The following is a 24,949-nucleotide window of genomic DNA, read 5'->3' as shown; positions in this document are numbered from 1 at the left end:
GCCATGTTGAATCCATGGCTCAAGCGATCGCAGTGGCCGTGGTCATCGTATCGATATGACGTACGTCACCTTTGTCGCTGCCTCAGCATTCGATGACGTTCACCGCCAAACCGCCGCGACTGGTTTCCTTGTACTTGTCCTTCATGTCGCGCCCGGTATCGCGCATGGTCTTGATCACCTTGTCCAGCGAGACGCGGTGCTTGCCGTCGCTTTTCAGTGCCATGCGGCTGGCGTTGATCGCCTTGACCGAACCCATCGCGTTGCGTTCGATGCAGGGGATCTGCACCAGCCCGCCGATCGGATCGCAGGTGAGGCCGAGGTTGTGCTCCATGCCGATTTCGGCGGCGTTTTCCACTTGCATGACGTTGCCGCCGAGTGCGGCGGTGAGGCCGCCGGCGGCCATCGAGCAGGCCACGCCGACTTCGCCCTGGCAACCCACTTCGGCGCCTGAGATCGACGCGTTTTCCTTGTACAGGATGCCGATGGCGGCGGCGGTGAGCAGGTATTCGATGATGCCTTCGTCGTCGGCTTTCGGACAGAAACGCAGGTAGTAGTGACCGACCGCAGGCACGATGCCGGCGGCGCCGTTGGTTGGCGCAGTGACCACGCGGCCACCGGCGGCGTTTTCTTCATTGACGGCGAGCGCGTACAGGTTCACCCAGTCGAGGATGGTCAGGGGGTCTTTCAAAGCGGCTTCGGGCTGGTTGCGCAAGTCGTCCAGCATCGCGGGCGCGCGGCGAGTCACCTTCAATCCGCCCGGCAAGGTGCCGGGTGAGCGCAGGCCGCGGCTCACGCAATCGGCCATCGCCTTCCAGATGGTCAGCAGGCCGGCACGGGTTTCCGCCTCCGGCCGCCACACGCTTTCGTTGGCCATCATCAACTGCGCGATGGTCAGCTTGTGCTGTTTGCACAGCGCCAGCATTTCATCGCCGCTGCTGAACGGATAAGGCTGCGCAGTGGTGTCGGCGACGATGCGGTCTTCCGCTGCCTCATCGGTGTTGACCACGAAGCCGCCGCCGACCGAGTAGTAGTCGCGGCTGGCCAGTTCGTTGCCGTCAGCGTCATAGGCGGAGAAGCGCATGCCGTTGGTGTGGAACGGAAGCTTCTGGCGCTTGTTGAAAACCAGATCAGCCTTTTCATTGAACGCGATGTCGTGCCGGCCGAGCAGGCGCAGCCGCTCGGTGCCGCGGATGCGTTCCAGCGTGGCGGGGATCTGATCGGGATCGACGGTGTCCGGGTGCTGGCCTTCGAAGCCGAGCAGCACGGCCTTGTCGGTGCCATGGCCGCGGCCGGTCATCGCCAGCGAGCCATACAGCTCGGCGCGTACACGGGTGACGCGGTCGAGCACACCTTTCTCGTCCAGCCAGCGTTCGGCAAAACGCGCGGCGGCACGCATCGGACCAACGGTGTGCGAGGACGAAGGTCCGATGCCGATCTTGAACAGGTCGAATACGCTGACGGCCATGGGTGCGCTGCTTGGGTGAGGGTGACCGGTTATTCTACGCGGCGTCCCCAGCCATTCGCAGCCGCATGTCCAACCTGATCCTGTACCAGCGCGACTACTGCCATTTGTGCGACCTCGCCCTGGCCGTGATGGCCGAGGCGCGTGCGCCGGATTTCGACAGCCTGTGGGTGGATGACTCGGCTGCGCTGGAGCAGCTTTACGGCACTCGCGTGCCGGTGCTGCGCGACGTGCGCGACGGCCGTGAGCTGGATTGGCCGTTTGATGCCGCGGCGGTGCGCGCGTTCCTTGGGTTGCCGCTGTAGGGCGGGCACTGCCCGCCGGCTTTTCGGTTTGTTGCGACCTTGGCGGGCAAGAGCGGCGGGCAGTGCTCGCCCTGCGCGGACCGTGGCGTGGCCTTTTGCGGCGATCAGCGCGGGCGCGATTTCAGCCGCTTGAGAGTTTCCTCGCGCGCCTCGCGCAAGATCGAGTCGCGATCCAGTCCAGCGACGATGTCAGCGACGGCGCGCTTGGCGCCGACTTCGCCCCAGGATTTGCCGCCGACCAGATAGCGTTCGGCGGCGCGGCCAATCAATACGGTGGCGTACCAGCCCAGTGCGCCTTGGGCGGCAGCGGTGACCACCACTGACAAGCCAGCACTGATGCCTTTGAGTGCCGATGCGACCAGTTGCATACCCCAGATCGCGCCCATCAAGGCGGCCAGTTGTGCCGAGATCACCGCGACCAGCCGGCCCGATTCGGCGCGAGTCAGCGGCAGACCGTAGACGCGCGACAGTTGCACCACCATTGCGGCGTCCAGTCCGGCGGCAGCGAGCAGGTCGGCGACCGGAATCGGGTTCAGCGCGACCGCCACACCTTTGGCGATGCAGTAGTTGTGGATCAGTTTTGCTGCGACCGCTTGTCGCGTTTGCGCAATACGCGCACTGACCTGATCGGTGAGGCGGCCGGCGTACAGCCCGGCATTGATCGCCGATAGCGTCTTGCCTTCGCGCGCGGCGATCGCCAGCAAGCGTTCGCGCAGCGCGGCGACATCGGGTGTGCGAGCCTGTTCACGCCGGTGTTCGAGGCCGTGTGCATCCACTTCGACCAGACGTTGCGCGGTGGGATGGGCAGCCACCGCCAGCACATCTTCGGCGCGGATCAGTCCGGCGACACGCAGGCGCAGATGCTGGAGCAGGTTGTCCAGTTCATCGCGACCGTAGCGATCGGCCTTGTTCAGCGCCAGCAACAGCGGGCGCTGGGTGGCGGCGAGATTCTTCAGCGCATCGAGTTCTTCGCGGGTGAGGTCGCCATCGCAGACGAAGATCACCAGGTCGCTGACCTCGGCCACTTCGAACGCCAGTCGCTCGCGCGCTTCGCCGTCGAGTTCGTTGATGCCGGGCGTGTCGATCAGCACCAAGCCGTCGTGTTGAGCTTCGTCCAGCATGGCCTGGTCGGCGGTCGTGGTAGTGCCGTGCAGAACGCCGACGGTGAACGCTTCGCGGCCCAGCAAGGCGTTGCCCAGCGCGGACTTGCCGGTGGACACGCGGCCAAACACGGCTACGTGCAGTTCACCGCGCTGCAGCTTGTCCAGCATGCCTTCGATGCGGCTGAAATCGGCGGCCAGTTCGCCGCGCACGGAAGCGGGAATGCCAGGGTCGTCCAGCAAGGCGCGCAGGCTATCGGCGACCTGTGATGTGCCGCTGGCTACCCGCGGCAACGGCGTACCGGGGCGATCGCCTCGCTCAGCGCTGAGCCGTCCGCGCAGGCGTCGCCACAGGCTGTCCTTCGCCATCGTGGTCGCTTACTTCGCGGTCAACTGCAGATGCGCGGTGACCTTCACGTCGCCGCCAATCACCGAGGTATCGGCGTAGTCGCCCGTACCGATGCCGAAGTCCAGCCGTTTCACCGTGCCGCTGACGTCCAGCGTGGCGCCGCCGGCTTGTGGCTTGAACGTCACCTCGAGGCTCACCGGTTTCGTCACCCCGTGCAGGCTGAGCTGGCCGTCGGCGATCACCTTGCCGCTGGCCTGTCGAAAGCCGGTGGTGACGAAGTGCGCTTCGGGAAAGTTAGCCACGTTGAAGAAATCCGCACCGGGCAGAGCGCTGTCGCGATCTTTGTCGCCAGTCTTGACGCTGGCCAGATTCACTGTGACATCGAACTTCGAGCTGGCCAGGTTGGCTGCGTCGTAGCTGATCGCAGCGGTCCACTGGCCGAACCTGCCGTTGAAGGTTTCACCCTGGAAGGTGTTGCTGAAACCGAGCGTGCTCGAGGCTGGCTGCAAGGTGTAGTCGGTGGCCGCAGCGGCGCATGGCAGCGCGAGTGCGAGCAGCATGGCGAGGCGTTTCATGAGCGATTTCCTTGAATCATTGTGATGTCAGCGCGGACGGCCAAACGGCAGCATCCGACGCAACACGTTGTCGTTGTCGAACACATGGTGTTTCAGTGCGGCACCCACATGCGCCACCAGCAGCACGATCAGCGTCCAGAACAGGTATTCATGCACGCCGTGGGCGAAGTGGCGCAGCTCGTCGTTCTTCGCCGCCAGCGCGGGCAGGTTGAATTGCTTGAACCATTGCAGCGGTTTGCCGGTGACCGAGTTGAACCACCAGCCGCTGAGCGGAATCGCCACGATCAATACGTAGAGCAAACCATGCACCGCATGCGCGACCAGTTGTTGCCAACGCGGTGCGGGCTCTTCGATGGGTCGTCGCTCGGATAGGCGCCAGAGCATGCGCAACAGCGCCAGCGCCAGCACGGTCAGTCCGATCGACTTGTGCAGCGCCAGCCAGTTGATCTTCTGCATTGGCGAGCTGGCCAGATCCATCAGCAGGCCGAACAGGCCGTTGCCGAGAATGGCCAGCGCGATGATCCAGTGAAACGATTTGCTGACCGTGCCCCACTGGCGGTCATTGCTGCGCAAAGTCATGGATGCTCCTTCGTCGTTGGAACGGCCTGGTTGTCTTGAATCGCTTCCAGCTCCAGCCATACGCTCACCTGTGTGCCAATCGAGTTGCTGAAGGCGGTGATGCCGAAGTCGTTACGGTCAAGCGCAGCGGTGGCCGAGAAGCCGGCTACTTCATGCAGCTCGAAAATGGTTCGCGCGGCACGATTGAAGGTAAATGGCAGGTCGAGTGGCCGCGTGATGCCGTGCAGGGTGAGTTGGCCGTGCAGCACGCCGTGTTGCTCGCCTTTGCGTTCGACACCGGTACTGACGAAATGCGCGTAACGCTGATTCGCGCAGTCGAGCAGCGACGGTTTGCACACGGCGGCATTCCAGTCTGCGTCACCCATGTCGACGCTGGCGAGGTCGATGTCCAGCGCGGTCGCCGCGTGGCTCCAGTCGTTGGGATCGAAGCGCAACCAGCCGCGCGCGATGTGCAGCCTGCCGAACGGGCGCGAATAGCCGTTATGGCTGATGCTGAAAACGATCTGGCTGTGCACGGTGTCGTAGCGCCAATTGCTTTCAGCTGCCTGCGCAGAGACCAGCGGCAGCAAGGTTGCAGCGACACACCACAGCCAGCGGATTGATCGTGGATAGGACATAAAGCGCAGTCTGGCCGATTGGTGGCGGGCCCGCCAGCGCTGATCCGTGAACGATCGGTTTCCGGAGCGGAACGCGTTGCAGGAGCCGACCTTGCGCGCAAGGTTCCGACGCCTGATCGACCACAAGCATCGCGCACAGCACGCGCTGCTGTGCCCGTATGGCCGCGCCGCCGTTCAGAACGTGCGTTGTACCGAATAGTCAGCCAATGCGGCGAGGGCATCGCGATGGGCCGATGGCGCCAGCGCGGCCAGCGCTTCGCGGGCCGCGCTGGCATGTTGCAGCGCGCGGTCGCGGGTGCGTTGCAGCGCACCCGATTCGCTGATCGAGGCGATGATGCGGTCGAGCGAATCCAGCCCGCCGTGTTCGATCGCATGACGTAGCGACTGCGCCTGTTCGGCGCTGGCTTTCTCCAGCGCGTAGATCAGCGGCAGGGTCGGTTTGCCTTCGGCAAGGTCGTCGCCGATGTTCTTGCCCAGGGTGCCGGCGTCGCTGGTGTAGTCGAGCAGGTCGTCGGCAATCTGGAACGCGTAACCCAGTTCCATGCCGTAACGTCGCAATGCGCTGATCTGGTCTTCCGGCAGTCCGCCGAGAATGCCTCCAAGCTCCGTGGCGGCAGCGAACAGCACCGCGGTCTTGCGTTCGATCACCGCCAGATATGCCGCCTCGCTGACATCGGCATTGCCGATGTTCAACAACTGCAACACTTCACCTTCGGCGATGGTGTTGGTGGTGTCGGCGAGAATGCGCATGATGCGCATGTCATCCAGTTCCACCATCAGCTGGAACGAGCGCGAATAGAGGAAGTCGCCGACCAGCACGCTGGCGGCGTTGCCCCACAGCGCGTTGGCGGTCTTGCGGCCACGGCGCAGGTCGGATTCGTCGACCACGTCGTCGTGCAACAAGGTCGAGGTGTGGATGAACTCGATGATCGCGGCGAGCTTGGTGTGATGTTCACCGTGGTAACCGGCGGCACCGGCGGCCAGCACGTGCAGCATCGGGCGCAGGCGTTTGCCACCGGAGGCGATGATGTGGTCGGCGATCTGGTTGATCAGCACCACGTCCGAGGACAACCGCTGGCGGATCAGCGCATCGACCTTCTGCATGTCGCTGGCGGCAAGGTCGCGCACCTGGGCGAAGTCGGCGGATCGGGGAGCGTCGGCGGGCATCGAATTCATGGAGGCATCACAGCGGCGTAGAACGTGATTATACGGGGTGCAGGAACTTGCGCCGCGACATGTCGCCACAAACGTTTTCCAGAGGCTCCCCCTATAATGCCCGACATGACTTTTTTGATGCACGACTTCCCGTGAGCAAACTCTCCAGCCTCGAACTGCGCAGCGCGCTGACCCTGGCCTGCGTGATCAGCCTGCGCCTGTTTGGCTTGTTCCTGATCATGCCGGTGTTCTCGCTGTACGCGAAGACGATGCCGGATGCGACCGGGTTTCTGATCGGCCTTGCACTCGGTGTTTACGGTATCGGTCAGGTGCTGCTGCAGATTCCGCTGGGGCTGCTGTCGGACCGCATCGGTCGCAAGCCGGCGATCACCATTGGGCTGATTCTGTTTGCCATCGGTGGATTGATCGCGGCCATGTCGCACACGCTCACCGGTATCGTGATTGGCCGCGCGGTGCAGGGCATGGGTGCGGTGGCTGGTGCCGGCATCGCACTGGCAGCCGACCTTACGGCCGACGAAAACCGCGGCAAGGTCATGGGCATCATCGGCGTATCGATCGGCCTGGCCTTCCTGCTGGCGCTGATTCTGGGGCCGCCGCTCGAAGCGGTTGCCGGCTTGCCGGGTCTGTTCGGCGCCACGTCGATCCTGGCGTTGGTATCGCTGACCTTGCTGTGGCTGATCGTGCCCACGCCGCAACGGGCGCGTGCACCGGCTGCGGCGGGCTTCGGTGCCGTGCTGACGATGTTGCGCGATGGCCGCATGATGGTCCTGAACGGTTCGGTCTTTTTCCTTCATGCGTTGCTTACAGCCAGCTTCGTCGGCTTGCCGCTGTTGCTGGCCAATACCTTGCACCTGCCGGTTAGCCGGCACTGGGAGCTGTACCTGCCGGTGATGACGGTGGCTGCTTTCGTGATGGGTGCGAGCCTGCACCATATGCGCGAAATCGCGCAGAGCCTGCGCATCGTGATGGTCTGCGTGGTGGCGATCGGGCTGGCCCTGCTTGGGTTTGCTTTTTCCGGCAGTCATATTGCGGCTTTCGGCGTGGCCGCGGCGGTGTTCTTTTCCGCGTTCAACTTGCTGGAAGCGGCCTTGCCCAGTCTGGTATCCCGGCTGGCGCCGGAACACTTGCGTGGGGCGGCAATGGGCGCGTATTCAACCAGCCAGTTCATCGGCGCCTTCGTCGGCGGCACCATGGGCGGCATCGCACTGGGTCGTCTCGGCCCGGATGGCGTGTTTGTCTGCGCGGCGGCGTTCACCGTGCTGTGGCTGCCGCTGGTGATCATCGGCGCGCGCCGGATTGGTCGCCAGGTGGCCGGCGAAGCCCAGCCCGCGTAGGGCATCCGAAGCTCTTGTGCCGGCGGGAATGGGTCGCCGCTGGCACTCGTGGTCTGTTGCAGTGCCGGGGGGTGGTCCCCGCGGTGCGGTTCTCGGTTTGCAATCGCTGATGGGCGACCCAATGATGGGGCCACGGCGGCTTCGCTGCATCGAGTACGCTTTCAATGGCTCATGAAATCATCGCGCTGATGGCCCAGTACGGCGTGCTGCTGGTGTTTCTCAATGTGCTGGTCACCCAGCTTGGCGTGCCGGTTCCGGCCGTTCCAACCTTGGTCGTGGCCGGGGCCTTGGTGGCCGGTGGGCAGGCCACTGCCATGGCCGTGTTGCTGGTTGCGGTGGGCGCGTCGCTGATCAGCGACGCGCTGTGGTTCGCGGCAGGGCGGCGTTATGGCGGCGGGGTGATGCGTTTGCTGTGTCGGGTCTCGCTGTCGCCGGACTCGTGCGTGGAGCGTTCGGAGCTGCACTTCCAGCGCTGGCGTGGGCAGGTGCTGTTGATCGCCAAGTTCGTGCCGGGGCTGGCTACCGTGGCGCCGCCATTGACTGGCGCGATGGGCCTGTCGTTTCCCACCTTTCTGCTGTTCGATGGGCTGGGCTCGTTGCTGTGGGCAGCCGCAGCCGTCGGGCTGGGCTACGTGTTTGCTGCGCAGATCGACGACTTGCTGGCAGCCATTGCCAATGCCGGGGCGCTGGCGCTGCAGGCCATGCTGCTGTTGCTGGCGCTTTACGTGTTTGCCCGATGGTGGCAACGCCGGCAGTTGCTGCGTGCGCTGCGCATGGCGCGCATTTCGGTGGACGAACTGCATCATGCGCTGCAGTCGGAGGCCGCACCGTTGGTGCTCGATGTGCGCGCCCCGGGCTCCCGCCTGCTGGACAACCGGATACTGCCCGGTGCCTTGCTGCTCGGCGAACGCGGCATCGACCGTGCCGTGCACGACATTCCGTTCGACCACGAGCTGGTGGTCTACTGCAATTGCCCAAACGAGATATCCGCGGCCCGCGTGGCCAAGGTGCTGATAGCCCAGGGCTACCGGCGGGTACGCCCACTGCTGGGTGGACTGGAGGCTTGGGATGCCGCCGGCTACAGGTTCGATCGATTGCCGTTGGCCGATTCCAGTCCGCAAGCGGTTGATTTGCCGGCCTGATTTGGCGCACGGCGCTGACGGATGGTGCGGGTGATCGCGTACCGTTGTTCGGGTGGTCGGGCGCTGGATTCGGGCCGCGGCGCAGGTATCATAGCCAGCCAGCTTCACCCCTCCGGGCGCAACCCATCCCTAATTTGCGGCCGGCTCAACCGAGGACACATCCATGGCACGTGGCGTCAACAAAGTCATCCTGGTCGGCAACCTGGGTTCCGACCCGGAACTGCGCAGCACCGGCAGCGGCACCAGCATTTGCAGCTTCAGTCTGGCCACCTCCGAGTCCTGGACCGACAAACAGTCCGGCGAGAAGCAGGAGCGCACCGAGTGGCACCGGATCAAGATTTTCGGTCGCTTGGGCGAGATCGCCGCCGAGTACCTGAAGAAAGGTCGTCAGGTCTACATCGAAGGTTCGATCCGCACGGACAAGTTCACCGGCAAGGACGGCGTAGAAAAGTATTTCACCGACATCATTGCCAGCGAGATGCAGATGCTGGGCAGCAATGAAGGTGGCGCGAGCGGTGGCGGTGGCGGCGGTGGCTATCAGCGCGAGCGTCCGCAGAGCGGTGGTGGTCAGCGCCAGAGTGGCGGCAACTATGGTGGCGGTCAGTCGCAGTCGCGCGGTGGCGACAACTACGGCAACGAGTCACGCCAGGCCCCGGCCCCGGCCGACAGTGGCTTTGCAGACGACGAAATTCCGTTCTAGACAACACCTAATGCATAGTGGTGAGAAAAGATGAGAGGAAGCCCCGTTCTTGCGGGGCTTTTTCTTGTCTGCTCACCTGGTACGCATTGATCGCAACGCTGCGAGCGCCACCACGGCGTGTATGAGCCCTCAGTCAGCAGCAGGCAGTTTCAGTTGCGGGAACGCCATCGTCATGGTGGCGCCGGCGCCGGGCGCGGATTCGACGTCCACGAAACCGCCAGCCTGACGCACCGCGCCGTATACCTGGGCCAGACCCAGGCCGGTGCCGTTGCCTTCCGGTTTGGTCGTGAAATACGGCTCGAACAATCGCTCACGCACACTTTCGTCCATACCACTGCCGCTGTCGGTAACGGCCAGGGTGACGTAGTGGCCAGCCGGTCGCAAGCTGCTGCCCAGCTCGGCACTCACTATCAGTTCGCCCAGCTGCACTTTGATCACACCCCGGCCACCACAGGCGTCGCGGGCGTTGATGCATAGATTGATGAAGGCCTGCTCGACCGCGTGACGGTCACACATGGTGAGCCATTCGGTCGTGGCTGGCTCGACCTGGAAGTCCATGCCCGCACCCAGGCTGTGCCGTGCGAAGCTTTCGATGTCACGTACGATAACGGCCAGCTCGATTGGCTCCGGCGTATAGCGATGCGCGCGTGCGAACCCCAGCAGCCGTTGTGCCAGCAACGCGGCGTGATGCACGCCGTCCGTGGCATATCCCAGCAGGCGGCGCTGACTGTCGTTGAGGTTGGTTTGATCGTCCTGGATGCTGCTGAGTGCGACGATGGCAATCTGCAGCATGTTGGCGAAGTCATGCGACAAGCCAGCCACCAGCTGACCGATCGCCTCGTTCTTCTGCGCTTGCTGCGAGGCGTGTTCGGCGACGGCCTGCGCTGCACTGGCAAGACCAAGTTGCAGTTTTAGCGACTCTTCGCGTCCCGCCCCCTGCCGATGGGATAACCGTGCCCGTGCCAGTTGGCGATCCAGCATCTCGTTGCGGGCGGTGCTGGTTTCACCGGCGGACTCGCTGAGACTGAGCCGGCTGTGCAGGCCAACGATGGCCCGGTCCAACGCCAGCTTCGCCTGGACCGCTTCGGTGATGTCGTGGCTGATCACCGCCATACCGTCGACCTGACTGGCCGCATCCAGATATGGGTGCACGCTGACCAGCCACCAGACCGGCATGCCCTTGGTCCCTGCCAGCATCTGGGTGAACTGCACGGATTGTCCAGCGCGGGCGCTAGCCAGCGCCGCCTCGATTTCTTCATGGGCTGCTTCTGGCCAGAATGAAACCAGCGGCTGTCCGAGTGCCGCGGCAGGGTCGGGGATGCACAACGCGGCGCAGCCGCTGGCGTTGATGCGGGTGATGCGACCGCTCAGGTCGAGTTCGTGGATGCCGTCGGCCGAGAACCCGACTAGCTGTCGATACCGCTCCAGACCGCTCATTCGGATTCCCCCTGCCAAGCGCCGAGCATAGACCAACGCAGCCTCACCGCGTGTTTACACAAGACAGGCCAAGGTCGACCGATCGGCTGCCCGAGAACGCTCATGACCTTCACTCAGAACAAGACCATTTTGCTGGCCGAAAATGATCGCAGCGCTCGCGAGGTGACGGCCATGGTGCTGGAGGCTGAAGGCTATCGGGTGATTACCGCGGGTGATGGCACCAGCGCCCTGCGCATCTTTCAGGAGGATGCCAGCGTAGGTCTTTTGTTGAGTGACATTCACATGCCTGGCGGGATCGATGGCATTGAACTGGCGAAAAGGGTGCAGAACACACGAACGATATCCATCGTGCTGGTTTCGGCCGATCCACGCAGCAGTTTCGAGGACTTTCCAGACGGCGTGACGTTCCTGCGCAAGCCCTACGATCGCCGCATGCTGCTTGCTGCCCTTGACAGTTTGCCGTGGCCGACTGCCGCCTGAGGTCGCAGTGGAACGTGGGTCAATGAAAAAGGCGGCAGTCACCGGACTGCCGCCCTCCTTGTTGCGCTTGATCACGCCGTCGCCACTGCGCGAGACACTCAAGCGTGCTGGCCATGTCTGCATCGCGCGCGTGACGATCTGCACACGCGGGTAGCGTTTCTTGGTAATGCCTCCAGCCAAGCCGGAATGCATTGACGTCGATGCTGCCTGACTATCCGCAGGAACGGGTCGGCCCCAACGACTACATTAGCCCCGGCGGTAACGCGACGGACTATCGGATGTCGCCCAGGGAAATCCAGATGGCCGAACGACTCGTCGAGTCGATGAGCGATGCCTGGAATACGGCAGCCCATCATGACGAATGCTGTGATGGCCTGCGCCAGGCCGTCGAGAATCGGATGAAATCGAAAGGCATCGTATCGATCGCAAGCGAAGACGATGACATGCCGGAGATCGCCAACACCAGGGTGGTTGATCCCATGTCGCGGCACCTCATGCGGGGCCGTTTGTGTACCGAAACCTTCTATCAACCACCCTACACGGTTTGGCGACGGCTGCAGGAGAATAGTTCGAACACTGACAAGCTCCCCATTGGAGAAAAGGACATGGGTAACACTGATCTTCCCCAAGCCGGCGCGGCGCATACGGAGAACAGCCGCGACACCTTGAGTGGTGAAGCACAGCTCACGGAACAACAAAGAGTTAGGGCGGCCGAGTTCCACTCAAAAAGGTTTCGAGATGGCAGCATCGAAGAGGTAGCGGAGCGCGACGCGGATCATCTTCGCGTCGGACATGCCGATGATCTCGCTGGGCTCGTCGGCCACGTAGATACTGGCCATTCTCCATCGGACGCTACTTGAGCAACGATTCGAAGCGAATGCTTGGTGTGGAAAGTGAACCTCGGCGCGCAGCGCTGCCACATGGCGACAAGTGCCATCTGGCGTGCCAGAGCAGAGTGGAAGGCGATGCGCCGAGACTGTTGCAAGCCGGTGACGTCGAATTGGAACGTTGGGCGAACGTGCGAGAAGGACGGACGAGAAGCACACACTTGTCCCCAGACGATGCAACGCGCCATCTCCGCTTTGTCAGTCAGGACGGTTCGTTCGTCTACGTGCCGCCTTGTCGCTAAGAGGATCTTTTGAAGGTCGGCGACTCCCGCGCTCCCATGGGTCGCTTTTTGTGCATTGCACCGGCGCTTCTTCGAATGCGTCGATCTGGATCGCGGTCCGCTCATCGCAACCGACCATCTGCGCGACGCCAGGCGCATTGAGCGGCTGTGCGTCAGCACGTTCGATCAGCACAGGGAGTCCGGCTCGCTGGTTGTGCGGAGCGTCGCCAAAAGGGTAAACGACGGATGGTTCCGCGGTATCGCTCCGCAAGCTGTGCGCCGGCCCGCCAAATCCATGCTGAGGCGGGTTGCATGCGGCACTCCCCGATGGCAGCCTGGATGCGTGAGCGGATGCAGCAGCGAGCTTCCATCGTGTACGACTGCTCCGCCCGCATGCGGAGCGCGTTGGAGTACGAGTACTTCAACCCACCATCCAGCGCCGGAACCGGAAACCCGGAAGCAGCATTGGGCGAGGTACCGGATATGCGTGTCGCGCTCGGCGTGAACTTGTCTGGGCTGCTATCCGCTGAGACTTTCGAGTGGCAGGACAGGGTCGCCTGGGTTGACTCGAGCTGAGTTCATCGCCGCGAAAGTTTGCTATTTCCCATCGATCCGAACTTCCTTGCATTCCGAATGGCCGCATGGGCAGCCCGGCGCCTGATCTGACGTAGGCGTTTCAACCCGTTTGCGGCAGCTTTCGCTGCAATAGGCGTCGCCTTCAGGTACGGCGCAAGTACATGCCGGGTGTGCACAGCGAGCGTTGTTGGCGAGGTTCATTGCATATCTCCATGAAGCGGTGCGGCTGGCAAAATGACCGCGCGGGCAGAACGGTCATGGCGGACATCGAACGACTGGATGGGGCAGAGGTTTCGCCTTTCGTCCCTTGTATCGGGCGACCTTCTGCCGCGCGCGCATGACGAATCTGTTCGCTTGCGTGGTGGCGGCTTGATTTAACCGCGGGGAATGCAAAGGCGGAGTGATGTTCACGCGCGATCTGGTTGATGACCATGGCGATGATGCTTTGCTTCCGTGCGCTGGCGCTTTGCAGCGGTTCTGGTACGGGATCAACGCCTTTACCGTTACGGCGTCATGGTGTTGTTGGCGGCGCTCGACTGGGTTTGCGCATGCATTCTGGCTTGTCGCCACGCCATCAACGGAGGCGTGGTGATGCCGTGCAGGATGATGCTCAGCACCACGGTGGTGACGACGAATTTCGCGACCAGCGTCGTTTGACTCGGGTCAAGCCCATGCGTGGCTGCGTAGGCCAGGTAGTTCAGGCTGCCGAAGCCACGAATGCCGACCCAGCCGATCAGCAGACGCCGTGAAGTCGGCATGTGCGAACCGATGGTGCACAGCCAGATCGCCAGCGGCCGCACCACCACAAACAGTATCAGTACGGCCACGACCGCTTGGGGCTGCCAATAGTCGGCAAATTCGACGCCAAGCAGGAACACCAGCGCAGCGGCGATCAGCCGCTCGAGCGTATCGCCGAAAGAGAGCGCGTCGGACATCACCATGCCCATCGACGCCAGTGGCTGCCGGGCCTCTTCCGCACTGCGGACATGCGGGTTGACCAATGCTTCAGCGGGCGGGGTGTTTGCGATGGCGAGGTCGCCATCAGCAGGCTCCGAACGCGAATGGCGCTTGGCCACGTAGAGCTCCACATGGCGCAGGCCCAGTCCGGCGGCGAAGGCGGCCAGAAACCCGGACGCCAAAACCGTCGTTGCCGTGGCGTAGGACAATGCCATCAGCGCCAGCGCCAGAAAGTCGCTCCGGGCTACGTCCGCGCTGGCCGTTTTCATGCACACGCCGACCCATCCGATGCCCCAGCCAAGCATGAACCCGATGCCGAGGCCGCCGATGAGTGGCCAGGCGAAGTCGGCGCCCAGCCAATGGCCGACGCTACCCACAGAGACCGAGCCGCCTAGCATGAGCAACGCGAGTAGCACGAATGGCAGGCCGGTGCCGTCGTTCAGCCCGGCCTCGCCGGACAACGCCACGCGCAGGCGATCGTGGTCGGTGGCGCCGTCCACGGCGACCATGCTGGCCAGGACCGGATCGGTCGGCGAGAGAATGGCGCCGATCAGCAGGGCCAGCGGCCACGGAAGTGTAAATATCCAGTGGACCGCCACGCACACGCCGGCCACGGTCAGCATCATCGCGGGCAGAGCCAGTCGCAGGGCGATGCGCCATGCCGGATCGGACCAGCGCATGCGCAGCTTCAGCCCGGTCATGAACAACGAAACCACCAGCGCCATTTCGGTCACCCTGGCGATGTCCAGCGCATGCGCGGAATAGTTGATGTTCAGCCACTTCAGGCACCACGGTCCCGCGACGATGCCTGCTGCCAGATAGAGGCTGAATGTGGTGATCGGCAGATGGCGAATCCACCCCGACGCCAATGACATCAGCAGCAACAGAAACCCGATTGATGCGGTCCAACCAAGAAAGTCCATGGGTTCGGCCGTTCCGAAGGCTGAAAGATCATGGCGACCCGGTGATGAAATTGGTGACAATCACGCCCGCCGCTGCGGCCAACACGAATCACGCAAGGTGATTGCCGCGCACGCGAAACGCCAGGCTGATGCGTGGTTCCACCGGCGTGCGCTGTTTGGGGATGGCGTGGTCGTAATGGCGTTGGCTGGTCCAGTTCATCAGCAGCAGGCTGCCGGTTTCCAGATCGACCTTCAGCACGTGACGTGGCGGCTGCTTCGCACGAATCACCATGCGGCGCGTGGCACCCAGCGAGAGCAGGGCAATCGGCTGTCCGCGCTCGAGCTCGGCGAGGTTGTCGTTGTGTGGCGCCACGCTGTCATGCTGATTGCGATACAGATTGAAGCCGACGCTGTCGAACGGCGCATCGGTCACGGCCGACACTGCCTTCAGGGCCTGATGCACAACAGACGGAAGCACCGGATCATCCAGCCGCCAGTGCGCGCGCAACCGCGGAACCTCGACCTCGCGGTCGTACATCAGCCGGCTGCCGCCTTTCCAGGCGATGTCCCGTTGCAGTTGCTCGAACCACACCGCCGCGGTGGGGTGGTCGACGAGTCCGGGGATCAGCTGGATTACCCCACTGGCATCGTCGAGCAGCCGCTGCTCGCCGTTGCCGAACAGATTCAGTTGGCTCAACGGTGCGACCCGCGGAGGCTGGCATCGGAATGCGCACCCCAGACCCGGCTCATGACGCGAGTTCATCGGGGTTTCGGGTAAGGGCCTCACGCCGCGCCTGCCAGGTTTCGGCGGTTTGCGGCTTGACGAACAGCGAGAGAATCTCCGGGTGGGTGCGCTTGGCTTGCGCCTCGATGCGATGGATGCAGGCCTCGATCTGCGGTGTCGTCAATGCGTCCTCAAACTCCGCGCTGAGCGCGGCGACCACCTGGCTGGGGCCCATCTGCACCGTCAGGACGCCGTTGGCACAGCGCACGCCCGCATCCCCATTGGCAATCGCAAGGATCGACTCGCTGACCACCGGGTGGGCAGTTTCACCAATCAACAGTCCCTTGGTTTCGCGCGCGAGCAACATGGCCGACACGGCCAGCACGCAAGAGATACCGATCGACGCCACCCCGTCCAGCACCGGCATATTGAAGCATTGCGCGCCGAGCAAACCTGCCAGCGCTACCAACAAGCCGAGCAGCGCCGCGCTGTCCTCCAGCAAGACAGTGAACGTCGTGGGGTCCTTGCTCAGGCGGAAGGCCTCAAAGTAGCCCAGGCGTCCTTTGCGGGCGCGGAACTCGCGCAACGCCACGTACCACGAGGTGCCTTCAAATACGAACGATATCGCCAGCACCAGATAGTTCATCAGCGGTCGCGAGATCGCCTCCGGTCGACGAACGTGCATTACCCCCTCGTAAAACGAGACGCCCGCGCCCATGGACAACACCAGCAGCGCAACGATGAAGCTCCAGAAATAGAGCTCGCGGCCATGGCCAAACGGATGGGTGCGATCGGGCGGCATGCGCGCGCGGTGCAGCCCGTACAGCAACAGCAGTTCGTTGACCGTGTCGACCAGCGAATGCACGCCTTCGCTCAGCATGGCGGAACTTCCGCTGAGCCCGGCCGCGACGAACTTCGCCACCGCGATCACCAGGTTGCCGGCCAACGCTACGTAAACCACTTTATGCGAGCTGGAGGTGGGCATCAGTCGGTATCCTTGTACAGCTTCTGGCACAGCGGGCAGAAAAAGCTGCGGCGGTTGGTCTTGCCGAGGTGTGCGCGTTTCAGCGGAAGATCATGACGCGGGCAGCGCCCGCGGTTGTACACCTGCCAGTGTTTGGCCAATACGAACGCGCGCTTCCAGGCCAGGAATTCGAACGCGTACACACGAGCCTGTACCACGAGTTGACGCAACTTCCACTCCGAAAGCGCGCCGATCGTGGAGAGTGGGTGGAGGCGAATGCGGAACAGCACCTCGTTCTTGATGATGTTGCCCACGCCGGCAAAGATGGCCTGGTCCAGCAGCGCATCGCAGACCAGAGTGTGCGGCGTGGCGCGAAGCTTGGCCCGTGCCAGTTTTGCATTCCATTGATCCGACATCACGTCGCTAGGCCAGTCAAACAAGGCATCCAGATGGCCTTCGAGCAGGCGTACCGAGCCGTTGTAGAAATTCAACTCACCCTCGTCGAAGCCGAGGTTCAGCCGCAGGCCGCTATCCCGTTCTTCATTGATGCGGTAACTGCCGAACATCAGCAAGTGAACACGCACGGTCAGTTCGCCGCCGAGCTCGATGAGAAACTGCTTGCCGAAGCTGCGCAGCGCGTCTACTCGGCGGCCGAGGAGGCGTTGCATGTCGATTTTCGCGTTGCCGGAAGCGCGTCGGATGACTCGTCCGGCAAACGCAGAGGCCTGTTCGCGCAGGATGACGATGGAGGGGCCTTCCGGCATCGGTGTTTCCGGGCTTGGGGGGCACTACTGTGCAACGTGGAAAGAGCACGAAAAGTGAAATCAGCCGGCACCCGCTGGGTCGTCGAGACAGGCGATCAGATCCAACGCATTCTCCAGCGCGTGCCCTTGCGCCGTGTTATCGAAGATGCACCAGCGCTGCGCACCGGCTGGCTGGGAACGCAGCAGTCGCCGCGCAATCCCCTGCAACGCGGGCCCGTTGTAGGCGTCACAATAGATTCGTGGCGCACCGTGCAGACGGAAGTACTGCAGACGGTGATCGCCCGCCGGCACAGCCGCGCGAGGAATTCGTGCGGGGTCGGCAGCAACCCTCGCCACTCCGTGTGCGCGCAAGGCACGACTCACTGCGGGCTGGAACCACGACAGGTGCCGCGGCTCGCACGCCACCGGCCCCGAATACATGCAGGCCAGCAAATCAAAAAACGGCAATACGACCTCCGCTTGATAGGCCAGACTGGGCGGCAACTGCAACAACAGGCAGCCCAGCTTGGGCCCCAGTTCGCTGACTTGGTCGATGAAGTCTTGCAGCATCGGCTCAGCTTGCAGCAGGCGCGCCTCATGACTGATGGCGCGTGGCATCTTTACCGCAAAGCGAAACTCCGCCGGCACGCTGTCCGCCCAGCGTCGCCAGGTTGTCGCCCGATGCGGGCGGTAGAACGACGAATTGATCTCAACCGCTTGGAAGTGCTGTGCGTAGCGCTCCAGGTGGCTGCCCTGGCCTCGAAAGCGCGGTGCCTGCGCGCTAGCTAGTGACCAACCGGCGCAACCGATGAACAGGGTGTCCTGGTCGGTGCTACGACGCGTCATGGAATCTTCCTGCGGTGACGGAGGCCCGAACACGCGCGCCGCAGCGGCCACCCGCCGCACGCCACGCCCCCCAAAACGAAGGCGCGGTGGGCGGCGGCCGCAGGTCAGGCTTAGACTTCCGGTCGCGCGATGCACATCTTGCAACAGCGATCGGATTTGCTCACGCCTTGGCGGTTTTGAGCTCTTTCACCAGCTCGGCCTTGCGCTTGGCCATCTGCTCGCCCAATGAGGCGAGTTCGTCCTTGCCGAGCAATTTTTTGCAGCGGGGGAACATTTCTTTTTCCTCGTCATCGGCGTGGTGTTTCACCAGTTCCATAAGCACCTTGGCGCGACCGGAGAATTGTTCACTGTCTACCGCGGTCTTGAGCAGGTCGGGCAACACCAAGTCACCGGCAGCGCGATGTTCCTCCAGCGCCTCGAAATACAATTTTTCGTCATCGGACGCGTCACCCTTTGCCTTGAACGCCGGATAGAAGATCTCCTCTTCAATGGTGGTGTGAGCCTTCAGCTCCACGCGTATCTTGTCCAGCAATTCGGCGCGCTTCTTGACCGCGCGGGGGGTGGTGGCCGCCAGTTCGGTGAGCAGCTTTTCCACCACGTCGTGGTCATTTTTGAGCAGGGTTATCGCGTCCATGGGGAACTCCGGTTCAGGGGAACCTGATCTTGCGAGCGCGGCCGTGAATCACAGGTGCAAAAAATGGTTGATTGGCGTGAGGCAATCGGGTCGTGCGATTTGTCGTCCGCGGGGAACACAAATCCCGGGCATCGTTGCGTGTTGCTCAGGTTGAGAGCCAGCCGCTCACTAATGGCGGGCGCAGGCAACGCATATCGCGACTTGGCGCGCCAAGCTGCGTTAAGCCTGATCATATGAGGTGGGTAAACATGCGGAGCGATGCAAGGTGAATTGAATACGGCAAGGCAGCGCCACGTAGCGACGCGCGGAGTCAGTGTGCCGGGTTGTGGCCATCAAGCAAAAAAGGCGGTAGTCAGAAGACTACCGCCCTTGTGCTGGTGCTCCCGCCCAGCAGGTGATCAATGCATGACAAGGCTGTTGTTGCTGCGGTCGCGGTCGGGCAGCGCGTGAGCAGGGTCCAGCGTGGCGGACTTCAGCTTGCGGGTGCCGTCGACGTGCACGACGTAGCTGCGGTGCTGCTGCCAGGTTTCGACCGGCACGCGCACGTCCTGTTTGCTGCCGTCGTCGTAGATCAGCTCCAGCGTGGCTGGCAGTACCAGTTGGTCGAGGTTGGCTACGGTGACGTCGACGCCCTTGCGGTAATCACCGTCGGTGTAGGTGGCACTTGGCACGGCCAGGTCGAGCTGCCAGTTGTGCTCGTACCAGCCGCGCCAGAACCAGCCCAGGTCTTCGCCGGTTTCGCTTTCCATGAAACGGAAGAAGTCCGACGGACTCGGGTGTTTGTACGCCCAGGTGGCGATGTAGCGGCGGAAGGCCGGATCAAAACGTTCCGGGCCAATGATCTGCTCACGCAGCAGCACCATGCCGAACGCACCCTTGAAGTAGGTGATCGGATGGCGGTACTTCTCTTGCACCATATCGGCGCCGATCAGCAGCGGCGGGGCATCCTGATCCTGCATGACCTTGGCGATCTCGTCGGCCGGGTTGCCACCGCCGGGCGCGTATTCGCCGTCTCGCTTGGGCGCGTACTCGCCGTGGTTGAACGCGTCGTCCTCGTAGACGTCGATGAAAGTGTTGAAGCCTTCGTCCATCCATGCATCACGGCGTTCATTGCTGCCCACGATCATCGGAAACCAGATATGGCCGATTTCGTGCGCGATCACCATGTGCAGGTTCTTGCCCTTGGCCAGCTTGTGGTCGAAGGTGATCCCCGGGTACTCCATGCCGCCGGCCGTGCCCGCTTCGTTGATCGCCACCGGCCAGGGGTAGGGATACCACTGTTTCGAGAAGTATTCGGTGGAGGCTTTCAGGAATTCGGTGGCACGACCCCAGGCGCCATCGCCGCCGCTTTCGGCTGGGTAAACCGACATCGCCAGCGCGGTCTTGCCCTCGGGCAGGTTGATGCGGGCGGCGTCCCACACGAACGCTTTTGAGGCACCGAAGGCGACGTCACGGGTGTTGTGCATTGCGAAGCGCCAGGTCAGCGTGCCGCTTTGTCTTGGACGGCTGGACGGCTGGTTGACTTCTGCGGCGCTGCGGATCATCACCGTCTTGTCGCTGTGACGTGCCTGTTCCAGTCGCTGTTGCTCGGTCTTGGTCAGCACGTCTTGCGGGTTCAGCAGTTCGCCGGAGCCGGCCACGATCATGTCCCACGGCACGGTGATCGCATAGGTGAAGTCACCGTATTCGAGGTAGAACTCGCTGTTGAGATACGGCGCGGTGTCCCATCCGCGCATGTCGTCATACACGGCCATGCGGGGATACCACTGGGCGATCTCGAACATTTCGCCGTTCTTGCTGGGGTTGACGTCCATGCGCCCGCCGAACTCGCCGGGGACGGTGAAGCTCCAGCTGACATGCAGACGCAACTGGCCGTCCCTTGATTTCAGCGGCGTGGGTAATTGCACCTGCATGCGGGTGTCAGAGACGGTCCACTTCACCGGCGTCTTGTGTCCATTGGCGTCCTCCAGCTCGATCGAGGCGATCGTGTAGCCGTCGGTAAATTCCGTGGGGAACTTGCCGGTGAACGCGCCGCGTGCGTCCTTGCGGTAGCGGTTTTGATCCAGCTGCAGCCACAGTACGTCGAGTGCGTCGGGGCTGTGGTTGGTGTAGCTGATCACCTCGCTGCCGCTGAGCAGGCGCGTGGTCGGATCGAGCGTGGCGGTGATCGTGTAGTCAGCGCGATTCTGCCAGTACATCGGCCCGGGTTTGCCGCTGGCCGAGCGATAAGCGTTGGCAGGTTGCGGATAGCTGTACGGGGCGAATATCTGCGCCGGATTGAATGCGACTGCAGCGGTCTCGGCAGCGAAGCCGGGAGCGGTGGCCAGCGCGACCAGCGTAGCGGCGAAAGAAAGCGTGAACTTGTTCATGCGAGGCCTTGGGGTAAAGAACTTACGGTTGAGCACCGTCGCGGAGTAGGGCGAGTACTTCGTGATGCGCGCCCATGGCATGCTAATCGGTCTTGCCGGCCGGACTCTTTTCGTCGTCGACCTTGCGGTTGTCGCGGGTGAGTATGCGATACCAGCCGCCATGTCGGTGATCCACCGGATGCTGCCACGCATACGCCCCCAGCTTCACGTACCAATCGTCATGGGTGGGCGAGCACGTGCGGGCGTGAAGCAGGGCAGCGGCGGCTGCTGTCGTGGCCTGCATGCAGAAGTATTTGCCGACGTCGCCGATGCTTCCGTCCGGCGCGAAGCCGTAGCCGATGCCGCCATACTCGCTGCCCTACGCGCGTGCCAGCGTTGGGTCGATCAGGTGCCGGGCGGTGGACAGTCGTGTCGCAGACCGCGCACGCGCGGCAGCGGTTCCCTCAGCACCAGTAGTTTGGCCGGGTTGTTCTGGTTGCCCGGCGGGTAGCGCAGGGGCGGGACAGCTGCTTCGGGTCGCCACGCCTAGTTCAGGCCGAACCGCCGCGGCGCGGATCTCGGTGGAGTTCGTGCAACTAGCGCAGGCAGTGGCGAGGTATTCGTCGCGCAGCGTCGCGTCGTCGGCTAACTCGATCGCCACCATCGTATGGTTCAAGACGAAGCGGTCGCTGCTGTCCTGATGCCGATGGCAACGATCAAAGATCGCGCCGTCATCCTTGAAATTGTGGAAGAGCGAACTTGCGGATTGATAGCGCACGGATGATGGAATGCCATCCTCTGCGCGATCTGCCTGCGCAGAAACTCGGCGCTGCGAATGTCCGGAGGGTCACTCATGCCTGCTGTGCCATGAAGGCCGGCACCTCATCGCTGGTTGGCATCGCGGCGAATGAGCCGCGGCGGGTCACCGTGAGTGCACCGCAGGCGGCGGCAAAACGCAGCATCGCGTGCAGGCGCGGCAGTTCTGCGATCAGGTGCTCGATACGGTCGGCAGCGGCTTCCAGTTCCGCGAGGCAACACAGCAGGCCGCCGACAAAAGCATCGCCGGCGGCGGTGGAATCAACCACGTTGACTGCATAGCATGGCAGTTCACCCTCGGCATCGGGGTGAGACCAGCGCAGTGGCGCGCCGCCACGTTCGCCGGTGCGCCCCCGGCGAACGGCACGAAGCGGGTGGCAAAGCCGTGGGCATCGACACCTTCTGCGTGCAGGTCGATCAGCGCCTCGCCGAAACACAGAATCGGATGGACGGCCATCTCAGACGCCGGTTGCGGTATCTGTTGCCGGCAGGCTGCAGATGCGCGAGCCACGCAGGCCATAGAACGCGATATAGAGGTAGCACAGCAGGGGCAGGAAGAACGCGTGCTGCAAACCGATCTGATCGGCCACCAGCCCCTGAATCTGGGGAATGATCGCGCCGCCGACGATAGCCATGATCAGCAGGCTGGATGCCTTGCTGGTCATCGACCCTAGCCGCTCGATGGCCAGCGCGAAGATGGTGGGGAACATGATCGAGTTGAACAGGCCGATGGCGATGATGCTGACCATGGCCACGTTGCCCGTGCTGAGCATGGTGGTCAGTACCAGCAGCATGTTGATTCCGGCAAAAGTGCTGAGCAGCTTTCGTGGCGAAATACGGGCCATCAGCGCCGAACCAATGAATCGACCGAACATCGCGCCGCCCCAGTAGAACGATACGTAATTGGCGGCCTGCTGTTCGGTGAGATGGCCGATGTCGGGCATCGACAGGTAGTTGACCATGAAGCTGCCGATCGATACTTCGGCGCCGACGTAAAAGAAAATGCCGAGCACGCCAAAGAGCAAGTGCGGATGGCGCAGCACTTCGATGAAGCCATGCTTGTCGTGATCGCCGTCGCTGGTCGTTTCGGTGAGCGTCGGCAGGCGGAACAGCCAGACCACGATCGCCAGCACGAACAGCGCAATCGCCAGCCAGATATACGGCCCCTGCACCGCCTGCGCCTGCTGTGCCTGGTAGGCGAGATGCTCGGTCGCCGGCAGCGCCGCTACCTCGGCCGGACTCTTCACCACATTGGCGAGGATGAATACGCCGCCGAAATAGGGCGCCAGCGTGGTTCCCGCCGAATTCAGCGCCTGGGCGAGGGTGAGTCGGCTGGAACTGGTCGACTCCGGGCCAAGCAAGGCCACGTACGGATTGGCGGCAACCTGCAAGATGGTAATTCCGCTGGCCAATACGAACAGCGCGCCGAGGAACGGCGGGTACAGATGCAGGGCGGCCGCTGGCCAGAAGCCAAGCGCACCCAGGCCTGCAATGGCCAGTCCGGCGACAATGCCTTTCTTGTAACCCAGCTTGGCCACCAGCCAGCCGGCCGGCATGCCCATCAGGAAATAGGTGCCGAAAAACGTGAACTGAACCAGCATCACCTGCGCATAACTGAGCTGGAAGCTTGCCTTCAGATGCGGAATCAGGATGTCGTTGAGGCAGGTCAGGAAGCCCCACATGAAGAAAATCGTGGTGAGTACGGCCAGCGCTGTCGGGTAGTAGGTGTAGCGCTGTGGTGCTCCGCCGGAATGGCTCGCAGCGGCGTTGGTCGGGGTAGCGAAAGCCATGGGTGTTTTCCTCAGAGCAGCGCAGTCAGATGGCGGGCGGCGGGCAACTGCTGGCTCGAATCACCAGTTGCACCGTTGCGATGGTACGGCGTGTTTCGGTCGCCGGGTCACGTAGTCGTTGCAACAGCATTTCAGCCGCCTGGCGGCCACGTGCTCGCGGTGAAGTAGCGAGCGTGGTCAGCGTTGGCGTACACACGGCGGCTTCTGCAAGGTCGTCAAAGCCGGTCAGTGCGATGTCATGGCCTGGCCGCAGTCCGAGCCGGTTCAGTCCGAGCATCAATCCCATCGCCACCGCGTCGTTGTAGCAGACCACAGCGGTGGGCGCAGGCTCGGCGGCAAACAGGCTGGCGGTAGCGGCCGCCGCATCTGCGCGCGTCGGCGCGCATTCGACACGCCAGTGGGCCGCGACCGGGAAATCTGCCGCGCGCATGGCATCCACGTAACCCTGGTGGCGTTGCTGACAGGAACTGGAGTCGTGATGGCCGCCGAAAAAGGCGATCCGCCAGTGGCCTTGAGCGATCAGGTGCTCGGTGGCCAGTTGTGCGCCGTGGCGGTTGTCCAGCGCCAGCACATCCCAGTGCGCATATTCGGGCAGGTCACCGCGCCCTTCGCGATTGAACAGCAGCAGCGGCGTCTGTCTGCCAATCGCGCCAAGCACCTGCGCCGCGTTGCTGCCTTCTGCCGGTGACAGGATGATCCCGGCAGGTCCGTGCTCGATCAGAGATTCGAGCACCGCCTGCTCGCGCTGCGGCGATTCGTTGGTACAGCCCAGCAGGGTGACAAAGCCGCCTTCGCCGATGGTTTCGTCGACGCCGGCCGCGAACTCGGCGAAGAACGGATTGGCCAGGTCGTTCAGTACCAGTGCGATACTCGACGAGGTCTGCCGGCGGAGATTGGCCGCCGCACGATTGTAGACATAGCCTTGCTTGCGCAATTCCTCCTCGACGCGCGCTCGGGTGTTCTTGTTCACCAGCGGGCTGTTGCGCAACACCAGCGACACCGTGGCGCGCGATACACCGCAGCCGGCGGCGATGTCGATGAGGGTGATCTTGCGGCGGATCGGTGAGGCGGTGTCCATCATTCAGCCCGATTTGGAACGATCTAAATATAACTGATTGAGAGCGGCCCCGCGCAAGCTGATCGACCGTGTATCGCACCAAAGAGAGCCTCATTTCGATGCTTTCGGGTAAATTTAGCACGATCTAATTTTTTGGTGGCTTCGCTGCGATGACGAGCCCCTGCCTGACGACGCACCCCGATGCGATCTCGCGGTTTCTACCTTCAC

At 63.0% G+C, this 24,949-nt stretch carries 26 protein-coding genes; 6 read left to right on the top strand and 20 right to left on the bottom strand.

Translation table 11 applies throughout. The features are described 5' to 3' along the window. Positions 1–82: 82 nt before the first annotated feature. Positions 83–1,465, bottom strand: coding sequence for an L-serine ammonia-lyase (locus tag PY254_RS16860; protein WP_281013212.1), 1,383 nt, complete (start codon positions 1,463–1,465; stop codon positions 83–85). A gap of 65 nt (positions 1,466–1,530) precedes the next feature. On the opposite strand from PY254_RS16860, the gene PY254_RS16855 reads away from it, so the two are divergent. Further along, on the top strand, positions 1,531–1,767 hold the full coding sequence (locus PY254_RS16855) for a glutaredoxin family protein (RefSeq protein WP_281013211.1): 237 nt from the start codon (positions 1,531–1,533) through the stop codon (positions 1,765–1,767). Between the two features lie 104 nt (positions 1,768–1,871). Here PY254_RS16855 and PY254_RS16850 read toward each other — a convergent pair whose 3' ends face one another. The 5 genes from PY254_RS16850 to PY254_RS16830 all read right to left on the bottom strand — a co-directional run bounded on the left by PY254_RS16850 (position 1,872) and on the right by PY254_RS16830 (position 6,163). Next, a complete protein-coding gene (locus PY254_RS16850; protein ID WP_281013210.1) occupies positions 1,872–3,236 on the bottom strand; it encodes a GTP-binding protein in 1,365 nt (454 codons plus the stop codon). A 9-nt stretch (positions 3,237–3,245) separates the two neighbouring features. Beyond that, positions 3,246–3,791, bottom strand: coding sequence for a YceI family protein (locus PY254_RS16845; protein WP_281013209.1), 546 nt, complete (start codon positions 3,789–3,791; stop codon positions 3,246–3,248). A 27-nt stretch (positions 3,792–3,818) separates the two neighbouring features. Continuing rightward, the gene (locus tag PY254_RS16840; protein WP_281013208.1) at positions 3,819–4,370 is read right to left on the bottom strand and encodes a cytochrome b; all 552 of its coding nucleotides are present in this window, start codon (positions 4,368–4,370) and stop codon (positions 3,819–3,821) included. After that, positions 4,367–4,987, bottom strand: coding sequence for a YceI family protein (locus PY254_RS16835; RefSeq protein ID WP_281013207.1), 621 nt, complete (start codon positions 4,985–4,987; stop codon positions 4,367–4,369). Before PY254_RS16835 ends, PY254_RS16840 begins: the two co-directional genes overlap by 4 nt. Before the next feature lie 174 nt (positions 4,988–5,161). After that, positions 5,162–6,163: a polyprenyl synthetase family protein gene (locus PY254_RS16830; protein WP_281013206.1), complete on the bottom strand. Its 1,002-nt coding sequence runs from the start codon at positions 6,161–6,163 to the stop codon at positions 5,162–5,164. 131 nt (positions 6,164–6,294) lie between these two features. Between PY254_RS16830 and PY254_RS16825 the strand changes: the two genes are divergently transcribed. The 3 genes from PY254_RS16825 to ssb all read left to right on the top strand — a co-directional run bounded on the left by PY254_RS16825 (position 6,295) and on the right by ssb (position 9,339). Further along, positions 6,295–7,497: an MFS transporter gene (locus PY254_RS16825; RefSeq protein ID WP_281013205.1), complete on the top strand. Its 1,203-nt coding sequence runs from the start codon at positions 6,295–6,297 to the stop codon at positions 7,495–7,497. A 164-nt stretch (positions 7,498–7,661) separates the two neighbouring features. Further along, on the top strand, positions 7,662–8,639 hold the full coding sequence (locus PY254_RS16820; RefSeq protein ID WP_281013204.1) for a DedA family protein/thiosulfate sulfurtransferase GlpE: 978 nt from the start codon (positions 7,662–7,664) through the stop codon (positions 8,637–8,639). 163 nt (positions 8,640–8,802) lie between these two features. Continuing rightward, positions 8,803–9,339 carry a single-stranded DNA-binding protein gene (ssb, locus tag PY254_RS16815; RefSeq protein ID WP_281013203.1) on the top strand — a complete coding sequence of 179 codons (537 nt, stop codon included), beginning with the start codon at positions 8,803–8,805 and terminating at the stop codon, positions 9,337–9,339. Between the two features lie 129 nt (positions 9,340–9,468). Here ssb and PY254_RS16810 read toward each other — a convergent pair whose 3' ends face one another. Then, complete coding sequence (locus PY254_RS16810) at positions 9,469–10,776, bottom strand: PAS domain-containing hybrid sensor histidine kinase/response regulator family protein (RefSeq protein WP_281013202.1); 1,308 nt, start codon at positions 10,774–10,776, stop codon at positions 9,469–9,471. Positions 10,777–10,878: 102 nt separating this feature from the next. Between PY254_RS16810 and PY254_RS16805 the strand changes: the two genes are divergently transcribed. Next, complete coding sequence (locus tag PY254_RS16805) at positions 10,879–11,256, top strand: response regulator (protein WP_281013201.1); 378 nt, start codon at positions 10,879–10,881, stop codon at positions 11,254–11,256. A 200-nt stretch (positions 11,257–11,456) separates the two neighbouring features. Next, positions 11,457–12,116 (top strand): Ku family protein, encoded by a 660-nt coding sequence (locus PY254_RS16800; protein WP_281013200.1) that lies wholly within the window; start codon positions 11,457–11,459, stop codon positions 12,114–12,116. A gap of 966 nt (positions 12,117–13,082) precedes the next feature. On the opposite strand, the gene PY254_RS16795 is transcribed toward PY254_RS16800, so the two are convergent. From PY254_RS16795 to PY254_RS16735, 13 genes are all read right to left on the bottom strand, one after another. Further along, positions 13,083–13,373: a hypothetical protein gene (locus PY254_RS16795; RefSeq protein WP_281013199.1), complete on the bottom strand. Its 291-nt coding sequence runs from the start codon at positions 13,371–13,373 to the stop codon at positions 13,083–13,085. A gap of 70 nt (positions 13,374–13,443) precedes the next feature. Then, positions 13,444–14,820 carry a cation:proton antiporter gene (locus tag PY254_RS16790; RefSeq protein ID WP_281013198.1) on the bottom strand — a complete coding sequence of 459 codons (1,377 nt, stop codon included), beginning with the start codon at positions 14,818–14,820 and terminating at the stop codon, positions 13,444–13,446. A gap of 88 nt (positions 14,821–14,908) precedes the next feature. Next, positions 14,909–15,496, bottom strand: coding sequence for an alpha-ketoglutarate-dependent dioxygenase AlkB (locus PY254_RS16785; RefSeq protein WP_281013197.1), 588 nt, complete (start codon positions 15,494–15,496; stop codon positions 14,909–14,911). Positions 15,497–15,545: 49 nt separating this feature from the next. Continuing rightward, positions 15,546–16,508 carry a cation diffusion facilitator family transporter gene (locus PY254_RS16780; RefSeq protein WP_281013196.1) on the bottom strand — a complete coding sequence of 321 codons (963 nt, stop codon included), beginning with the start codon at positions 16,506–16,508 and terminating at the stop codon, positions 15,546–15,548. Further along, positions 16,508–17,251 carry a DNA-formamidopyrimidine glycosylase family protein gene (locus PY254_RS16775; protein WP_281013195.1) on the bottom strand — a complete coding sequence of 248 codons (744 nt, stop codon included), beginning with the start codon at positions 17,249–17,251 and terminating at the stop codon, positions 16,508–16,510. Before PY254_RS16775 ends, PY254_RS16780 begins: the two co-directional genes overlap by 1 nt. Positions 17,252–17,311: 60 nt before the next feature. Then, positions 17,312–18,076: a DUF72 domain-containing protein gene (locus PY254_RS16770; RefSeq protein WP_281013194.1), complete on the bottom strand. Its 765-nt coding sequence runs from the start codon at positions 18,074–18,076 to the stop codon at positions 17,312–17,314. 160 nt (positions 18,077–18,236) lie between these two features. After that, on the bottom strand, positions 18,237–18,710 hold the full coding sequence (locus tag PY254_RS16765; protein WP_281013193.1) for a PA2171 family ribosome-binding persister protein: 474 nt from the start codon (positions 18,708–18,710) through the stop codon (positions 18,237–18,239). Between the two features lie 398 nt (positions 18,711–19,108). Further along, complete coding sequence (locus tag PY254_RS16760) at positions 19,109–21,079, bottom strand: M1 family metallopeptidase (protein ID WP_281013192.1); 1,971 nt, start codon at positions 21,077–21,079, stop codon at positions 19,109–19,111. A gap of 82 nt (positions 21,080–21,161) precedes the next feature. Then, on the bottom strand, positions 21,162–21,389 hold the full coding sequence (locus tag PY254_RS16755) for an AGE family epimerase/isomerase (RefSeq protein WP_281015258.1): 228 nt from the start codon (positions 21,387–21,389) through the stop codon (positions 21,162–21,164). Positions 21,390–21,437: 48 nt separating this feature from the next. Beyond that, the gene (locus tag PY254_RS16750) at positions 21,438–21,836 is read right to left on the bottom strand and encodes a hypothetical protein (protein ID WP_281013191.1); all 399 of its coding nucleotides are present in this window, start codon (positions 21,834–21,836) and stop codon (positions 21,438–21,440) included. 73 nt (positions 21,837–21,909) lie between these two features. Beyond that, positions 21,910–22,311 carry a PfkB family carbohydrate kinase gene (locus tag PY254_RS16745; RefSeq protein WP_281013190.1) on the bottom strand — a complete coding sequence of 134 codons (402 nt, stop codon included), beginning with the start codon at positions 22,309–22,311 and terminating at the stop codon, positions 21,910–21,912. Between the two features lie 21 nt (positions 22,312–22,332). Continuing rightward, entirely contained in the window at positions 22,333–23,664 is a 1,332-nt protein-coding gene (locus tag PY254_RS16740; RefSeq protein ID WP_281013189.1) for a sugar MFS transporter, read from the bottom strand. A 25-nt stretch (positions 23,665–23,689) separates the two neighbouring features. Continuing rightward, the gene (locus PY254_RS16735; protein ID WP_281013188.1) at positions 23,690–24,745 is read right to left on the bottom strand and encodes a LacI family DNA-binding transcriptional regulator; all 1,056 of its coding nucleotides are present in this window, start codon (positions 24,743–24,745) and stop codon (positions 23,690–23,692) included. Positions 24,746–24,949: the final 204 nt, after the last annotated feature.

The organism is Rhodanobacter sp. AS-Z3 (assembly GCF_029224025.1).
In the GTDB taxonomy this organism is placed as follows: domain Bacteria; phylum Pseudomonadota; class Gammaproteobacteria; order Xanthomonadales; family Rhodanobacteraceae; genus Rhodanobacter.
Note: the sequence above shows the minus strand (reverse complement) of the source record. Positions and strands in the feature narration are given on the sequence as shown.